Consider the following 15,637-nt stretch of genomic DNA (forward strand, 5'->3'; position numbering starts at 1 on the left):
CGGCGCTTAAACCAGATAAGCCACCACCAATGATTACCACGTCATACTTCATTTCCATCGCAATTTTCCTTGTCAGCTTTTCTCACAACTGCTATTTACTCTTCAGCCAGGGAATGGCAGGGGCCTTCCACTTGCTCTCAATAATCAATCACCCGGTTCCTTCGCACCCACCACAGCGCCACGACATATCCTGAAAAACCAAGCAAGGATACCACTCATTCGATTATACTCTTGCGGTCATTCGCAGATCAATTTATGATATGCCCGTGAAAAATTTCCCCATTGACACCTCAAAGAAAATTCTCATTCTGTCCTATTCCTTCAGCGGCCAGACCAGTGGACTTCTACGTCAACTTCAGACTACCCTGCAACAGGAAGGACACGAAGTCGTCAAGGAACGAATCATTCCGGTGACACCGTTGAAGTTCCCAACCGGGTCGTTCAGCTCCTGCTTCAAAATGATGCTCACCACCTTCATTAGACAGCGAGTGCCGATCCTCCCTCTGCCATCGACCTGCTTTGAGTATTATGATCTGATCCTGCTCGGAGGCCCCACATGGTCATACAACCCCAGCGGACCTGTTCTCGAGCTGCTTGATCGGAATGGCCGCGCCCTGTTCAAGGGACAGACCGTGCTGCCTGTTATCTCCTGCCGTGGGTACTGGCGTCTCCACTACTACGGACTCACCCACATATTAAAACGTTGCGGTGCGCGCATTCCCAACCGCATCATCTTCTCACATCCTAACGAAGAGCCTTGGCGTACCCTCGGTGTGTTTCTGAAAATTGCCGGCAAATCTCCATAACGCTGGCCCATTCTACACCGCTGTTATCCACACTTTGGTCACTCCAAGGAACAACAGGAAGAAGCCGCAAACTTTGGAACCATCCTCGGAAAGGCATTACGAGTGGGCATCCCGCTATCCACCCTGGAATTCAAAACTGATTTAGCCTTACCCTGAACTAACGAGATAAGAGATCTAAGGGACTCGGAAATTACCAATTTACCTGGATCGCGCCCTGATCTGGGTCAGATTTGGTTGCACCGATTGAACAAAACCGCAGGCGTAGCAGCGCTACGTCGAGGATTTTGTGATTGAGGTGCGACCAAAGATGGCCCAAAGCCGGGATGCGTTATGGTAAATTGGTAATTTCCGCGTCCCTAAAGCTTAGTCCCCCAATATCGCCCCAGAAGTTAACATCAGGTTTTTTACGGCCAGCCCCAAGCTACAATAAACGGGCAACAAAAGTTCATCAAAACTCAATCCCCTGCTGGGCTTTAACTCCTGCGGCATAGGGATGCTTAACCTCAATCATCTCTGTGACAAGATCTGCCTGATCAATTAACTTCTGACTGGCATCTCGCCCCGTCAACACCAAGTGGACATGTGAAGGGCGCTCACGAATCAATTTCAGTATCCGATCCTCTGCAATTAACTGATGCTCTACCAAGTAGGTCACTTCATCCAACACCACCAAGTCATGCTGTCCTGCATTAATCATCTTTTCAGCCAAGGACCAGCCGGCCTCTGCCGCTCGCTTTGTTTCGTCAGGGTCCTGACGCCATGTAAAGCCACTGCCCATGACATGAAAATCAACCATATCAAGGCTTGCGCAGGCATTCGACTCACCGGTTGATTTCCCCTTAATAAACTGAATCACACAGATTTTAAAGCCATGCCCAGCGGCCCTCAACACCTGCCCTAGGGCAGCTGTGGTTTTCCCTTTACCCCTGCCGGTATAGAGTATTGTTAACGCATGCCGTGCCATTTCGACTCCATAAATGGAAAAAGGGTTTGACTTAATGCCAAACCCTTTTTCATATTCAAATCTCTACTACAAATAGTTCGCCAGAAATAATTCCCAAAGGTCGTGATATCTGAGCAAAAAAAATTGATGTTTCACCTGGATTTAGCGAGTGCTTTCACCGCTTGCCTTCTGTTTTTTTACCTCTTCAATCAATTGAGCCACTGGCATACCATCACCTGAAGTTGCTCCAGGATTGATTTCCACAAGCTTTTGCCATACTGCGATTGCACCTTGGGCATCGTTCATATCATTTAATAGAACTATCCCCTTATTAAAAGCCGCTTGCACATGCTTGGGCTCAACAGCGATTGCCCGGTCAAAAGATGCGATAGCCTCAGTCGTTTTCCCGACATTACGATACATGATCCCCAAATCAGTTAACGCATTGGCGTTATTAGGTTGCAGGGCTAAATAGCGGTTATAGGAATCAATCGATTTCACAAAATTATTGGTATCAAAATAGGTATTCCCTAACTGTAACCAAGCATCAGCGTCATTAGCATTAACAACAACCCGCTGTTCCAAAGATAAAATTGCACTCGCCTGCTGCGGGGTCAGTCCCCCTTGCGACTGCCCACTTGCTCCAGGTGGCATTGGGGAAGATGCACTGCCTCCCTGTTGCTGTTGACTGATCGAAGAACCGCCAGAATCACCGTGCAAAGAGCTATAAATCACCCCGCCAAAAAAACCTACGGCAACGGCAACACAGATAGAGACTACCAAAGTTTGCGTATTAACAGTGCCGTTATTCTGAGCCATATCCACTTTTCTCCAAGGTAAAATCGTAAAAAAACTTTTCCAAAATCGAGAGAAAAGTTTGATTGCCAAAAATCAACCAGCCGCAGGTATCAACGAATCATAGTGTTGTAAGCGATTAAACACGATGATAAGCTTAAGGTCAGAGATATATGACCATTTCCGCTCCGAGTATTTAGTCAAGCCCTCGGCGATACGAAGCGGATCAAGTGTTTGCAGCCTGATCTCCCGCAACTCCTTATAAGCGGACTGTCGATTGAGATTCAAGATATAGGCACGCACAGAGTCGAGAATTGAGTCGTATTCCATACTGCGAAACGAAGCACTCCCTCCAGAAGTCGAAGAAGTTATGTTTGAATACATCCCAAAGAGATTGTTTGAGTTAACAGCCATTCTCGATGACCCCCACCCTGACTCGATTGCACCTTGAGCGAGAATAAGACTGGGGGGTAGAACATTAACCATATCGACAAGCTCCTGAGCGCTAGTCGTCCGATACTTTTTGGTCAGGCCAAGAATAAATTTAGCCTTATCAGAGCCAAGTTGGTATTGCCAATCCAAATGTTCTTCCGAGAATAACAGCTCTTTCTTTTCGCCACCCAACTCGGCAACAATTGCCATGAGCATCTGACGCTCCTGTCGGACCTCATCCAACGCCACCATCACTGTTGGCAGGATAAGCCCAATAAACGCTTTTTTACGCTCGTCACCTTCCAACTCGCTAATTGTTTCGGGCAATCTGGGGACGACTGTCGACACCATCGGATCTATGATATCAAAATCTCCTAAGTTGAGATCAGTCATCAGCGAAGCATACTCGCTCTGAAGCGCAGCAGAACTCGAAAGGGATGTATCTACTTCGTCGCCAAAAGTATCTTTGCCGTACTCGGAACCAACGGGATGAAGTGCTAGCGCATAATCGTGAGACAGGGGGAATCGACAATCATAGGGTCCTCCCCAAACCACAGCAAGGATGACAGTCAACACCCATGCGCTCCCGATACTCGGAGCCCACTGGCAACAGCGCAAGAACAGACGCTTATGTGCTTTTATCAGATAGTCAGGCATAATAATCACGGGTACCACGGCAAAAAAACGGTTGCTCGAACATCTTAATCTCGACCAGAAACGTCTCTTGCAATGGTGCGCCAGGAGGGACTCGAACCCCCAACCTACGGCTTAGAAGGCCGTTGCTCTATCCAGCTGAGCTACTGGCGCTGAAAATACATACACCAAAAATTAAGTGTAACAGCACAAGTGTATACAGAAATGCCGATCTTTTGTCAACCTGAAGAGAACTAATGAAGGTACTAAATAAAACAACTATGAATATTTACAAGTAGTTACTCGAAACACTCATAGTTGTTTTATTCAATATAGGAACTACATAACAGGCGGGAATACTAAATTAATTGCGACAAAATCAATTCACTGCATCCGCTAGGTTGCTACCGGCCTTAAATTTAGCTACTTTCTTAGCTGCAATCTTAATAGCTTTTCCTGTTTGAGGATTCCGTCCTGTCCGTTCCGCACGTTCGGTCACAGAAAAGGTCCCGAAACCAACCAAGGTAACGGAATCACCATTAGCAAGGCATCCTTTTACTGCAGTAACAAATCCATCCAATGCTTTCTCTGCCGCAACTTGAGACAAGCCTGCTGAAGTCGCCATTGATTTAACTAATTCTGCTTTATTCATCGTGTTCTCCTTTCCAAAGGTCGGTCATTAAGAAAAAACCACATACCAATTTCGCACAGTTGCTTATCTATACGGATTATACTTACCTACCAGCATCGAAAATGGTTGTCAACTCTCCGTGCACCAATTAACCACAAAAAAAGTTACAACACGGTCTGGAAGGGGAAATACACCTCCTGCCCTTAATATTAAGGGTTTCAATAAACCTAAACCCATATGCTCCGAATGTGCTCCACTACTACACAGTTACCATTCAAAAATCATAACTACACAGGTTTAACGGTAATCAGTTATCGGTTTACAGTTAAAAGAATCATAGTTAGTCATAAATCATCGCATGATACTCAGTGTCAGTGTGTCCTCAGCCATTGGCAAGACCCAATCACCGTAAACCGTAAACCGACAACCTCCTAAGTTACAAATCATTTATCGATATCTATATCTAACGGAATGTTCATAATCAACCTCGCCTGGGGTCAACTTCATTCCAAACCGGTCCCTTAACAGTATCGACCACAGCAATCCCCTGGCGCTCCAGCTCATCGCGAACCCCGTCAGCCTTGACCCAGTCCTTGTCCTTCCTGGCACGCTCTCGCTCCATGATCAACTTATCAATCTCGGGCGTCAAAGGACATTCTTTAAGACGAAGGACATTGATAATTTCATTAATGCGGCCCAGGGTCTCAAATATATATTTTTTTTGATCCTGATCCAACTGGCCAAGGGCCAGAACCGGATTCATTTTTTTTATAAAGTCAAAGAGGGCTGCCATGGCTCTTGAAATATTGAGATCATCTTCAAGGGCCCCGAAAAAGGTCTCCTCCAAGATTGTCAAATAAGTGGCAACCTGAGGATGTGGCAAACCTAAAGGAAGACAAATCAACTTCCGGGTAAACTCATCAAGACGTTTCAAATTCTTTTTTGCGGAATCAAGCCGCTTAGTTGAAAAATCGATGACCTTACGATAATGGGTTCCTAATAGAAAGAAACGTACCTCTCGAGCCGTATACCCCTGAGAGAGCAGATCTCTAAAGGTGATGGTGTTCCCCTTGTCTTTCGACATCTTCTTGCCGTCAACCAAGACCATCTCACTATGGAGCCAATATCTGGCAAGTGGCTTGCCAGTAATGGCCTCAGCAATGGCATTTTCATTCTCATGATGAGGGAAAATCAGGTTGCAACTACTAGTATGAATGTCCATGGTCTCGCCTAGATAGTGCAGAGTCATGGCAGCGCACTCAATATGCCAACCGGGCCGGACATTTCCAAATTCCGTCTCAAAAAAAATACCCTTCTTGAGCTCACTGAGAGTAGAGCGTTTCAATAAAGTGAAATCTACAGGATTATCTTTGGTATAATCATCAAGATCAACCGTCTTGCCCACCTGAATCTTGCCCAGATCAACCCTGGATAATTTTCCATAGCCTGAAAATTTTGAAATATCAAAATAGACTGAACCATGCTTTTCGTAAGCATATCCTTTTTTTATCAACTGGGTGGTGAGATCAATCATAGCTTCGACATGATCTGACGCCTTGGGATAGGCCGTGGCCGGTTTGACTCCCAACTGATCGAGGTCTTGAAGGTGCTGATCGATAAAATACTGGGTGTATTGAGAAAGGGATTGACCGCTAGCGGCAGCGCCATTGATCGTGTTATCATCAAGATCAGTGAAATTCATATAAAACTTGACCTGATACCCCTTGGTCATCAACACACGTTGCACTAGGTCAGCAAAGACAAAGCGGCGACAATGACCCAGATCAGCATATTCATACGCGGTAGGACCACACGCATAGAAAGTCACATTATTCTCATTTTGGGGAGTAAATACCTCCTTCTTCCGAGATGAGGTATTATAGAATTTTACAGCGGTCGACTTCTCGGGACATGAAACTTCTTGGGAGTACAAAGCTGTTGATAAATATTTTTCCCCGCCATCGGGGAAAATGACCACAATTATCCCCTCTTTAAGCTCTTTGGCGCGAGTAAGGGCCGCACACATGGCTGCCCCAGAACTCATCCCCACAAAAAGCCCTTCCTTCCGAGCCAGGAGTCTGGCCGCAGCGAAGGCATCTTCGTCTGGGACATTAATTATCTGAAAGGGCTTATTCTTATCAAATATCCCTGGGCAATACGACTCCTTCATATTCTTAAGACCCTGGATCTTATGATTTAAAAAAGGCTCCATAGCGGTTACCCGTACTTCGGGATGATGCTCTGAAAAATAACGGCAAAGCCCCATAACAGTGCCGGTCGTACCCAACGTTGCAACCACATCAGTGACTGTCCCTTCGGTCTGTTCCCATATTTCCGGGCCAGTGGTGTTATAGTGAGCTTGCCAGTTAGCTTCGTTATTGAACTGGTCGGTAAGAAAATAACGATCTGGAAATTGGCGAGCCAAGGCGTAGGCCTGTTCGATCGCGCCATCAGTAGATTTCTTGGCAGGAGTAAGAAGAATCTCAGCGCCAAAACCGATCATAATCTTCCGTCGCTCAATGCTGGCAGACTCAGGCATAATGAGTTGACACTTATATCCCTTAACCGCACAGACCATGGCCAAACCAATGCCGGTATTGCCGCTGGTAGCCTCAAGGACAATCTTGTCCGGAGTCAACTCTCCTGAGGCCTCAGCCGCCTCGATCATAGACAAGGCAATGCGCTCCTTAACTGAACCGGCAGGATTAAACGACTCAATCTTGGCATAAATGATTACGCCAGGATAGGGGTTAAGACGGTTAATAGGGACAATCGGTGTCCCTCCGATATAATCAAGAATTGTTTTTCTTTTCATCACTGACCTGGATAACAATTAATACTTCATTGTGGTACATTTTTTTTCAAATCTGTCACATTAATGAACCATAACAGGGTTGCCAAGAAATCAAGTAGGGTGATCAGAGAAGGTTTGCCCGCTACGCCGGGCAAACAAAAAGGCAAGTACCCGAAACGAGCACTTGCCTTTTCAAACCTTCCGCAGAAATAAATCTTAATGATCGTCGTCGGCAGCCACAGTTACGGCAATCTTGAACAGAATAGTGAGAATTAATGCCCCGGCAGCCCAGACGGCCAAGGTGATGCCAATTTCCGGAACGGTAGGATAGTACTCAGTAATCCGACCCATTGGATTCGGCACAAAACCGCCAAGAACCATCCCCACACCCTTATCAATCCACAAGGATAGAAAGAGCATCGCACAGCTAAGGGCAAACATGCCCTCTTTCTTCTTGATCTGAGGGAAGAGCAGCATTGTGGTCGCAACAAGACCAATCGTCAGGGAGAAGCGCATCGGCAGAACTAAATTATCAAACTCCTCATGGCCCCAGAACAGATAATCAAGAGTATGCATATGCCCTGGGAGCTGGCTGTAGTAGGCTACAAAGAATTCAAGGCCAAGAAAGAAGAAGTTGGCAAGCGCAGCATAGGTAATGATAGTTCCAAGTTTTTGAAATGCTTTCTCGCCCGCATCAAAGTTCGCAACCCTCTTCAATAACATCGCAATTAACACCAGAAGGGCAGGACCAGCCGCGAATGCCGATGCCAAAAAGCGGGGAGCAAGAATAGCGGTAAGCCAGAAGTGCCGGCCAGGTAAACCGCAATATAAAAAGGCCGTTACGGTATGAATACTGAATGCCCATGGGATGGAGAGATAGATAAAAGGCTTGACCCACTTGGGATAAGGAACCCCTTTATTATGCGCGTTCAAAATTACCCATCCACAGATGGCATTAAGGAACAAATACCCATTGAGCACCAGCATATCCCAAAACAACATTGAGTTAGGTGTCGGATGGAGAATAACATTCATGATCCGCATCGGCTGACCTAAGTCTGCGGTGATGAACATGATGCACATGGCAACAGCTGCAATTGCCATAAACTCACCCAGAATGGTGATCTTACCAAACGCCTTGTAGTCATGAATGTAATAGGGCAGCACCAACATCACGCCTCCTGCTGCCACACCAACCATGAAGGTGAATTGGGCGATGTAAATACCCCAGGACACGTCACGACTCATACCAGTCGCACCAAGTCCATAGTTATATTGATACAGATAAAAGAGACCTCCGATACTTATCACCCCAAGTAAGAAGAAGATCCATGCCCAATACTTATTATTTCCTACTAGCGCCTTCTCTAACATAATTTCACCTTAAATGATGTAAAACACGGAAGGTTTAGTCCCGGCAGCCGGTTTCCGCTGGATAGTAAAGTTAGAATTCAGGACCTTGGCGATCTCTGAATTCGGGTCATTGACGTTTCCAAAAACCATGGCTTTGGTCTCACCCGTTGCTTCAACACACGCTGGAAGTTTACCAACAGCCAAACGCTCCGGGCAGAAATTACACTTCTCAACAACACCACGCATCCGAGTAGGATAGTTAGGATTGACCCCGTTCTTGTAGAACTTGTAATTACCATTGGCATACTTTTCCCGCGGATTACGCCAGTTAAAGCTTCGCGCACCATAAGGACAAGCTGCCATACAGAATCGACACCCAATACAACGATGGAAATCCATGACCACCACGCCTACCTCGTTTTTAAAGGTCGCCTGGGTCGGACACGCACGCACGCATGGAGGGTTTGCACAATGGTTACACGTCAACAACACCGGCAGTTCATTAAGTCCGGCATTGCGCTTGTACTGGCTGTGCTCGGTGAACCCATGGGCATAATCATCAGTCCAGATCCACTTGATTTCATCCTTGGGATTACCAAAATCAGGGACATTATGCTCAGTGTGGCAGGCATTGATACACCGATCCGCCAACCCCTGATGCTCGGCAAATTTCTTGATATCAATGACCATCCCGTATTGAGTACCTGTTGACTCTTCCCCGTGACCGCCATGGCCACCTGCAGGCTTATGGCCCTCTGCCGGATTCCCCTGTCCTGATGATGAAGCAAGCGCTTCACCCTGAAGAAGATTAGTAAAGGCTGATGGCACGCCCAACCCAGCCACAGCAGACAGGCCGGCGATTTTAAGAAATTTTCTACGTTTAACATCCATTACTTTGTCTCCTTAGGCTGGAAGTGACAATCCCAACAAAAAGGGTCAACCGCGGTATAGGTATGGCACTCATCACAGAATTTTTTACGATCAGGATGGCACTTCATGCAACCTAACTGAAGGCTCTTCGTATACTGTATCCCATCCACCTCGACCAACTTTCGATTTTCATCGCGAACTACTTCGTCCCGCCATTGATTAAGAAGGACCATATGTGAAGTCCGCATAAAGGCGCTGGTTTCGACGCATTTCTTGACATCCTTTGGCAATTCCGGCTTTGGTACATGCTGGGTGGCACCCAGATTGTACCAAACTGGAAATGTCAGAATAATCACAAAGATCGCCAGTCCAGTTACAACTTTTCCTTGATCATACATTGGCATCACCCTTCCATTCCTTCAAGGGGCTCAAAACGAAGGCCCGATTCCCGTTCTTTCTCCCCGTCCATCACCAGGGCGTTACCAACCAATTCGGAAACTCCACACACCTGTGTGCCAGGAACCCAGAAGTCGACCAAAGCAGTCAACGTAGCACGATCAATAGCACAGATGCAGGACAGGGTGTTGACATCATGTTTATCCTTAACATACTGCACGGCATTGGCCCGTGGCAAACCAGCGCGCATCCGCAGATCCATGATCTCGCCGGTATTCAAGCCGGTACCCGAGCCGCAGCAGAAGGTCGATTCCCGAATGGTATTTTCCGGCATCTCATGAAAACTATTAACGACATTCTTCAGGACATAACGGGGTTCATCCAACAACCCCATGGCCCGCGCCGGGTTACAAGAGTCATGATAGGTGACCCGACGATGATTATTACGGGACGGATCGATTTTCAACTTGCCATGACGGATCAAGTCAGCAGTAAACTCAGTGAGATGAACCATTTTTGTTGATGCGGCATTCTCAAAAACTGTACCGGTGAGTGGTGATTTTGGCATTTCCAGAAAATCTGCCGGTCCATTCATGGTGTCCATATATTGGTGAAGAACTCGCCACATATGACCGCACTCACCACCAAGTATCCATTTAACGCCGAGACGCTTGGCCTCGGCATACATCTTGGCATTAAGTCGTTTCATCAGTTCGTTATTAGTAAACGAGCCGAAGTTGCCGCCTTCAGAGGCATAGGTACTAAAGGTATAGTCCAGTCCGATATGCTCGAACAGGAGGAGATATCCCATGCAGGTGTAAATCCCTGGCTCAGCAAAGACATCTGCCGATGGGTTGATAATCAATATCTCAGCGCCCTTACGGTTCCAGGATGGGGTAATTTTTATGCCGGTGATGCTTTCAATATCATCACAGAGATACTCCATGTTCTCTTTCAGGGTATGAGGCTGCAAGCCCATATGATTCCCGGTCCGGTTGGAGTTGGCGGCTGGCTCCAGTATCCAGTTGGTACCGACACCAACTAGATGGAGCAACTCACGGGCCATCATCGTGATCTCGGCAGTATCGATGCCATAGGGGCAGAAGACTGAGCAGCGGCGACATTCTGTACATTGATAAAAGTACATGAACCACTCCTTCAGCACCCCGAAGGTCATCTCCCTGGCGCCTGCCAGCTTACCCAGTATCTTTCCCGCCTTGGTAAACTCATTACGATAGATTGAGCGCATCAACTCGGCACGGAGGACCGGCATATTCTTAGGATCCCCAGTCCCCAGAAAGAAGTGGCACTTGTCAGCGCAAGCGCCGCAACGGACACAGCAATCCATGAAGATCTTAAGGGATCGAAACTTATCGAGTCGCTCTTTCAATCCATTGATGATGATCTCCTTCCAGTTCTCCGGAAGTTTCCAGTCATCGCTTTGAGGATCCCATACTCTGGATTCTCCGAATTTACCGGGTAAGGATTTCGAATGGTACTCGACCATTTCCGGTTTAGCGGGATAGCAAAAATTACCGGGTTTAAACACCGCTGGCACATCCCACCAGTCCTTGCTCGGAACCGCTCCCGTCATCAGGGATGGTTCGCGAGCGACACTAACTCCTAGTTCACCTACTTTCATATTTGCCATTGTTAATATCCTTACGTGCTGGTGTTTCCTTAATGCCTCTGCCTCTGCTTACGCCTCTTCAGCGGCAGGAGTCTCTGCCGGCAACTCTTTATCAACCGGAATACCGGCGTCCACCATAAACTCCCTGTACTCATCTTCATAAGAGGCATAGGAATGAGGTTTCAAATTCGGGTCATTCCAAGGGTTAATATGACGAACCATCCTGCTGTTATTCGCAAGATTTCTGGTCGGGCTCATGAATACGCCACCCAGGTGCATTAACTTACTGAAAGGAAAATAGACCAGCAAAGTGCTGACCAGGAAAATATGGATATAGAACATCATCCCCAAGTCACCGGCAATAACAGGTTTAAATGTTGCCAGGCCGACCGCCAGAGTCTTAATATTGACGACATCCACCCGAGTGACATAACGCATCAGCATCCCGGTCACGGCGATGGCGAAGATCAAGAAGAGGGGGAAATAGTCGGCAGGAAGCGAGATGTAACGAACATTGGTCAAGAGTATCCGCCGCAGGAAAAGGAGCGCGATAGCGCCAATAATGACCAGATCTGATTGATAGATATGAGGAGCGCCAATCTGCAGAAAACCATCGGCAAACTCAAGAATATTGACGAAAAATGGAATTGGATCAGCAAAAAGACGCAAGTGGCGAACCAATATTACCAAAAACGAGTAGTGAAAAAGCAAGGCAAAAAGCCACAAGTACTTACTTGAACCATAGCGGAGCTTAGGTCCATCGTAGACATCAGCCTGGGTGTTACGGAACAGCGAGCGGAACAGAAAAATTTCAAGTACCATCCTGCCGATCACACCAGGTGTTGTCGATGGACAATCAAGCATATCCTGCTTGATCCAAGGCAATGAGTTTGCCTGACCACAGGTGGTTGGGATGCGAAAAGGCACAGGTGATTTGGCCCAACCCACAACCTTGTTAATGAACCCGCCGATAAAAATCAGCAGGGCGAGGTAGGGGAAGACAATGCCAAACAATGCCTCCATACCAATTGAAGAACCTACTGCGGCAATGACGATTAGACCAAGGACGGCGACGAAGGGATACAGGATTTTCATTTACTTACGACCTCGCTTCATGTTGAGTGACAAGCTAACAATCCCGGATAACTTTCAGCTCAATTTTCTCTTCTTGATTATTGCCCATCATGTTCGAGGGGCAACGGGCCCCCGCCATGACATGATTCCCATTTTTATACTCATTAGCCTTGACCTCGAAGAGCCGCTCACGGTCTTCCATATAAAGGTCAAAGATTTTGAGTGCCAGCGCATCAATCCGCGCCTCCAACTCGAACCACTGAGTGCTCGCCGCAAGAAGTGTCTCCTTCCCCAACTGAGCTATCAGAATTGACTTTAGCTGATAAACAAAACTTACAGCAGCCGAAGGTGTAAAGACCTGAACTGACCTCAGCTTAATAAACTGCCTCAACTCCGCTGGCATTTCCTGACCAGACTTCACCCCAATCAACTGATCAAACACCTTGGTCAGCCCGGACTTAGCAGCAAACCCCAATGGATTGGCAAAACGGTCCTTCTCTCTCATGAAAAAACTCGCCCCATCGGCTGAGTAACTCGCCAGTACCAACTCAATCCACTTCTGGATAATGTCAGATTTTTTTTGGGCTAGAATTTCGTTGAAGTCCATATCGGTAATTCTACCTTTTTTGAATCAAATCAGTTAATAAGAACTTCAGAGTGAACGCTCATTCAGAAAAGTTTAAACACGGTTATCACGTTTTTTTCTTTTTTTCAATAGAAAAATACGCTGCTTTTATCCTGAATGAAAAATGATACTGTGTAGGGGGAAGAAGAAAAGAAGAGACGGAAAAGGTTAGCGGTAAGCGGGGAATGGATGCTTACCGCCCTACAGCGGGGGTTTTCATAGTATTAAAGCATCGGCTCACGCTCCATCCTCCAAACAAAACGCGGCCTTCTCCAAGAAAAACTGACCTGAATATTTCTGACAAAATAAACCGCAAAGCTGACCAACAAAGCGACGATAGAGACGATGGCCATCAAACCGTAAAAATGGTCAACTCCAAGTCCATCCGTAACATACCCCCCAACAGAGGTAGCAATTGAACCAATTCCGAACAGCAGGAAGAAATTAATGCCAAACCCCATACCATGAGACGACTTCCTGGTGTACTTGGCGATCAAATAGTTCTGACACGGCTGCCATGCATAATAAATCAGACTAAAGAAGCAGCACATAATGATCAGTTTGTAATCAGAGTAACGACTGATTAAATAAAAGATTGGCGCTACTAAGGCAAAAACCAGTGCCGGGAAAAACTCAGGCTTCTTGATCTTATCATTGATATACCCGCCAAACCATGCGCCGATCAGGCCAAAAGACAATACCCCTGTGGTCAGATATCCAGCCATTACCACCGGAAAATCATGATTGGTGACGAATCTGACTTCCTGGCGGAGCAAGGCAGGCAAGAAGGTCAAGGATCCCCGGAAGATAAAGCCGGACAGGACACTTCCCACCAAAAGGAGGATCAAGGCGACAGGCACCAGACTTCCCTCTCCACTCGTACCCTTGGGAGACGCCGCTATCACGCTCTCACCCCTCTCCTTCCCTGACCGGCGCCGGACCATCGCAGACAACGACAGATTTGCTTCCCCAGGAACTTCGGCCCGATGCAAGATAAGGCCAAAGATCAACCCCATCACCCCGTAGACCAAATAAGGCGCCCGCCAACTGCTGAAGAGCCAGATGCAGCCCGCGCCGGCCATGGGGGCCAGAAAAAGGCCAAGATTGCCGAATACCCCATGAATTCCCATGGCCTTACCCCGCCGCGAACCAACCCCCCGGGCAATAAACGATAAACCTGCCGGATGGTGAATGCTGGCAAACAGTCCGAGCAAGGCGTAGGATACGGCAAATGGCCACATCCCGTAGGACATCCCCACCATGATCGAAGAGATTGACATCCCGAGGACACCAACCGTCAGCACCTGCTTAGCCCCGAATCGGTCGGCCATATAGCCGGCCGGAATCCCGCCCAATCCGTACAGGAAGTAACCGACATTGGCAATGACACCAATCTCCATGAACGACATGGAGTTCTCCCCGGCGATTACCACCATCACCGCCGAAAACAAGGTCATGAAACCATGGGTCATAAAATGAGAGCCACTGGTCAGCCAGATCACGCGCATTTCGTCAGAATCGTGATGCGTCTCGCTACTCATAGGGGTCGAATCCTCACAAGGAAGGGAAATTAAAAAGGGGTAAATAAACCATGCTGCCAACGCTTACTGCCACTTGACCCGCTCTTTTAATACCGGCTCAATAATGACCGATCCCATCGTCGGGTCGTCCTTTTTGTCAAAAATCAACTCATCGATTTTCTGTCCATCATCAGTCCCGAACCAGTTCTCGCGGGCATCAACATCAAAATCCTGGGCCTCGGCCACGGCGATATTGTAATCAGTGTTATCGTAAATATTGTTGCGGTTAATTTTCACTCCTTGCGCCTGATAGAGATAGACGCCTTTCTTGTTGCCGGTAATCTCGTTATCACTAATTACCGCCTGGACCTCATCCTTGGGAAAGATGCCAAAGAATTTATTCTCCTGAATCAGATTATGCTTTACCACCGCTTTGGAGTTACGAAATCCTATTCCACCCTTATTGTTCACAAAACGGTTGTGGGTAATCTCCATATCGCTCATCTTGCCAAACCACGGGGCTGACGGGTCTTCTTCCTCCTTCTTGCAACTTACCCCGATCCCATTCTTAGCGAACTCGTTATAATTAATGGCAGCAGATGCACCGTGACCATGAACACCATTGTAACCAAACAAAATCTTGCAGTATTCGATGACATTCCCCTCACTGCCCAGCAGATTGATTGCGCCCCAATCCGCGGGCCTGGCATCGATCTCTGCCGAAGTAAAGACGATGGTCTTATCCGCCGTGCCACGGGCAATAATCCGACCACGGACAATAATCTCGGCCCCAGGATAATAAGGAGAATCAATACTGTACATATTCTGGTCAGACTTTTCATCAATGCGTGTAAACTTAACAGTCGTCCCAGGCATGACGGTTAACGTAACCCCTGGCGGCACATCGATATCGCCATTGACCAATACCATCCCTTCCCAGGTCGTATCTTTATCAAGTGTCTGCTTACTCAGCTCGACGGTCTGCTGCTTGTTGCCACATCCAGTCACCCCCACGACCATACTCACAGCCAAGACATAAAAAACCCAGGTAACACCCCTCATCACACCCCTCCTCAACATGTCAAAGGCGCAGAGGACACTCTCACGAGTTTCCGTGCGCCAATTTCAAAAAATA

Annotated in this window: 14 protein-coding genes and 1 tRNA gene; 1 reads left to right on the forward strand and 14 read right to left on the reverse strand. The window is 47.3% G+C overall.

Annotated features, from left to right (window positions below):
- Positions 1-266 precede the first annotated feature (266 nt).
- Entirely contained in the window at positions 267-806 is a 540-nt protein-coding gene (locus FP815_15860; protein MBA3016405.1) for a hypothetical protein, read from the forward strand.
- 448 nt (positions 807-1,254) lie between these two features.
- Here the strand turns inward: FP815_15860 and cobO are convergent, their stop codons facing one another.
- The 14 genes from cobO to FP815_15930 form a co-directional block, all read right to left on the reverse strand.
- Positions 1,255-1,770 (reverse strand): cob(I)yrinic acid a,c-diamide adenosyltransferase, encoded by a 516-nt coding sequence (gene cobO / locus FP815_15865; protein MBA3016406.1) that lies wholly within the window; start codon positions 1,768-1,770, stop codon positions 1,255-1,257.
- A 141-nt stretch (positions 1,771-1,911) separates the two neighbouring features.
- Positions 1,912-2,637, reverse strand: a complete 726-nt coding sequence (locus tag FP815_15870) for a tetratricopeptide repeat protein (protein MBA3016407.1) — start codon at positions 2,635-2,637, stop codon at positions 1,912-1,914.
- 3 nt (positions 2,638-2,640) lie between these two features.
- Positions 2,641-3,633 (reverse strand): hypothetical protein, encoded by a 993-nt coding sequence (locus FP815_15875; protein MBA3016408.1) that lies wholly within the window; start codon positions 3,631-3,633, stop codon positions 2,641-2,643.
- A gap of 73 nt (positions 3,634-3,706) precedes the next feature.
- Positions 3,707-3,783, reverse strand: a tRNA-Arg gene (locus tag FP815_15880).
- 205 nt (positions 3,784-3,988) lie between these two features.
- Positions 3,989-4,261, reverse strand: a complete 273-nt coding sequence (locus FP815_15885; protein MBA3016409.1) for an HU family DNA-binding protein — start codon at positions 4,259-4,261, stop codon at positions 3,989-3,991.
- A gap of 460 nt (positions 4,262-4,721) precedes the next feature.
- Positions 4,722-7,055 carry a cysteine--tRNA ligase gene (locus tag FP815_15890; protein ID MBA3016410.1) on the reverse strand — a complete coding sequence of 778 codons (2,334 nt, stop codon included), beginning with the start codon at positions 7,053-7,055 and terminating at the stop codon, positions 4,722-4,724.
- Positions 7,056-7,250: 195 nt separating this feature from the next.
- Positions 7,251-8,408, reverse strand: coding sequence for a menaquinol oxidoreductase (locus FP815_15895; GenBank protein MBA3016411.1), 1,158 nt, complete (start codon positions 8,406-8,408; stop codon positions 7,251-7,253).
- Between the two features lie 9 nt (positions 8,409-8,417).
- Complete coding sequence (locus tag FP815_15900; protein ID MBA3016412.1) at positions 8,418-9,278, reverse strand: 4Fe-4S dicluster domain-containing protein; 861 nt, start codon at positions 9,276-9,278, stop codon at positions 8,418-8,420.
- Positions 9,278-9,655 (reverse strand): cytochrome C, encoded by a 378-nt coding sequence (locus tag FP815_15905; protein ID MBA3016413.1) that lies wholly within the window; start codon positions 9,653-9,655, stop codon positions 9,278-9,280. Before FP815_15905 ends, FP815_15900 begins: the two co-directional genes overlap by 1 nt.
- 5 nt (positions 9,656-9,660) lie before the next feature.
- Positions 9,661-11,304 carry a (Fe-S)-binding protein gene (locus FP815_15910; GenBank protein MBA3016414.1) on the reverse strand — a complete coding sequence of 548 codons (1,644 nt, stop codon included), beginning with the start codon at positions 11,302-11,304 and terminating at the stop codon, positions 9,661-9,663.
- Positions 11,305-11,352: 48 nt separating this feature from the next.
- Positions 11,353-12,378, reverse strand: coding sequence for a menaquinol oxidoreductase (locus tag FP815_15915; GenBank protein ID MBA3016415.1), 1,026 nt, complete (start codon positions 12,376-12,378; stop codon positions 11,353-11,355).
- A 34-nt stretch (positions 12,379-12,412) separates the two neighbouring features.
- Positions 12,413-12,964 carry a hypothetical protein gene (locus FP815_15920; GenBank protein MBA3016416.1) on the reverse strand — a complete coding sequence of 184 codons (552 nt, stop codon included), beginning with the start codon at positions 12,962-12,964 and terminating at the stop codon, positions 12,413-12,415.
- 242 nt (positions 12,965-13,206) lie between these two features.
- On the reverse strand, positions 13,207-14,523 hold the full coding sequence (locus FP815_15925; GenBank protein ID MBA3016417.1) for an MFS transporter: 1,317 nt from the start codon (positions 14,521-14,523) through the stop codon (positions 13,207-13,209).
- A gap of 63 nt (positions 14,524-14,586) precedes the next feature.
- On the reverse strand, positions 14,587-15,582 hold the full coding sequence (locus tag FP815_15930) for a right-handed parallel beta-helix repeat-containing protein (GenBank protein ID MBA3016418.1): 996 nt from the start codon (positions 15,580-15,582) through the stop codon (positions 14,587-14,589).
- Positions 15,583-15,637: the final 55 nt, after the last annotated feature.

It is taken from the genome of Desulfobulbaceae bacterium (assembly GCA_013792005.1).
GTDB lineage: Bacteria > Desulfobacterota > Desulfobulbia > Desulfobulbales > VMSU01 > VMSU01.

What these genes read in the sequence shown, in the direction of transcription:
- cobO (MBA3016406.1), bottom strand. Translation starts at nt 1,770, where the DNA reads ATGGCACGGCATGCGTTAACAATACTCTATACCGGCAGGGGTAAAGGG.
- FP815_15875 (MBA3016408.1), bottom strand. Translation starts at nt 3,633, where the DNA reads ATGCCTGACTATCTGATAAAAGCACATAAGCGTCTGTTCTTGCGCTGT.
- FP815_15885 (MBA3016409.1), bottom strand. Translation starts at nt 4,261, where the DNA reads ATGAATAAAGCAGAATTAGTTAAATCAATGGCGACTTCAGCAGGCTTG.
- FP815_15890 (MBA3016410.1), bottom strand. Translation starts at nt 7,055, where the DNA reads ATGAAAAGAAAAACAATTCTTGATTATATCGGAGGGACACCGATTGTC.
- FP815_15895 (MBA3016411.1), bottom strand. Translation starts at nt 8,408, where the DNA reads ATGTTAGAGAAGGCGCTAGTAGGAAATAATAAGTATTGGGCATGGATC.
- FP815_15900 (MBA3016412.1), bottom strand. Translation starts at nt 9,278, where the DNA reads ATGGATGTTAAACGTAGAAAATTTCTTAAAATCGCCGGCCTGTCTGCT.
- FP815_15905 (MBA3016413.1), bottom strand. Translation starts at nt 9,655, where the DNA reads ATGTATGATCAAGGAAAAGTTGTAACTGGACTGGCGATCTTTGTGATT.
- FP815_15910 (MBA3016414.1), bottom strand. Translation starts at nt 11,304, where the DNA reads ATGGCAAATATGAAAGTAGGTGAACTAGGAGTTAGTGTCGCTCGCGAA.
- FP815_15915 (MBA3016415.1), bottom strand. Translation starts at nt 12,378, where the DNA reads ATGAAAATCCTGTATCCCTTCGTCGCCGTCCTTGGTCTAATCGTCATT.
- FP815_15920 (MBA3016416.1), bottom strand. Translation starts at nt 12,964, where the DNA reads ATGGACTTCAACGAAATTCTAGCCCAAAAAAAATCTGACATTATCCAG.
- FP815_15925 (MBA3016417.1), bottom strand. Translation starts at nt 14,523, where the DNA reads ATGAGTAGCGAGACGCATCACGATTCTGACGAAATGCGCGTGATCTGG.
- FP815_15930 (MBA3016418.1), bottom strand. Translation starts at nt 15,582, where the DNA reads ATGTTGAGGAGGGGTGTGATGAGGGGTGTTACCTGGGTTTTTTATGTC.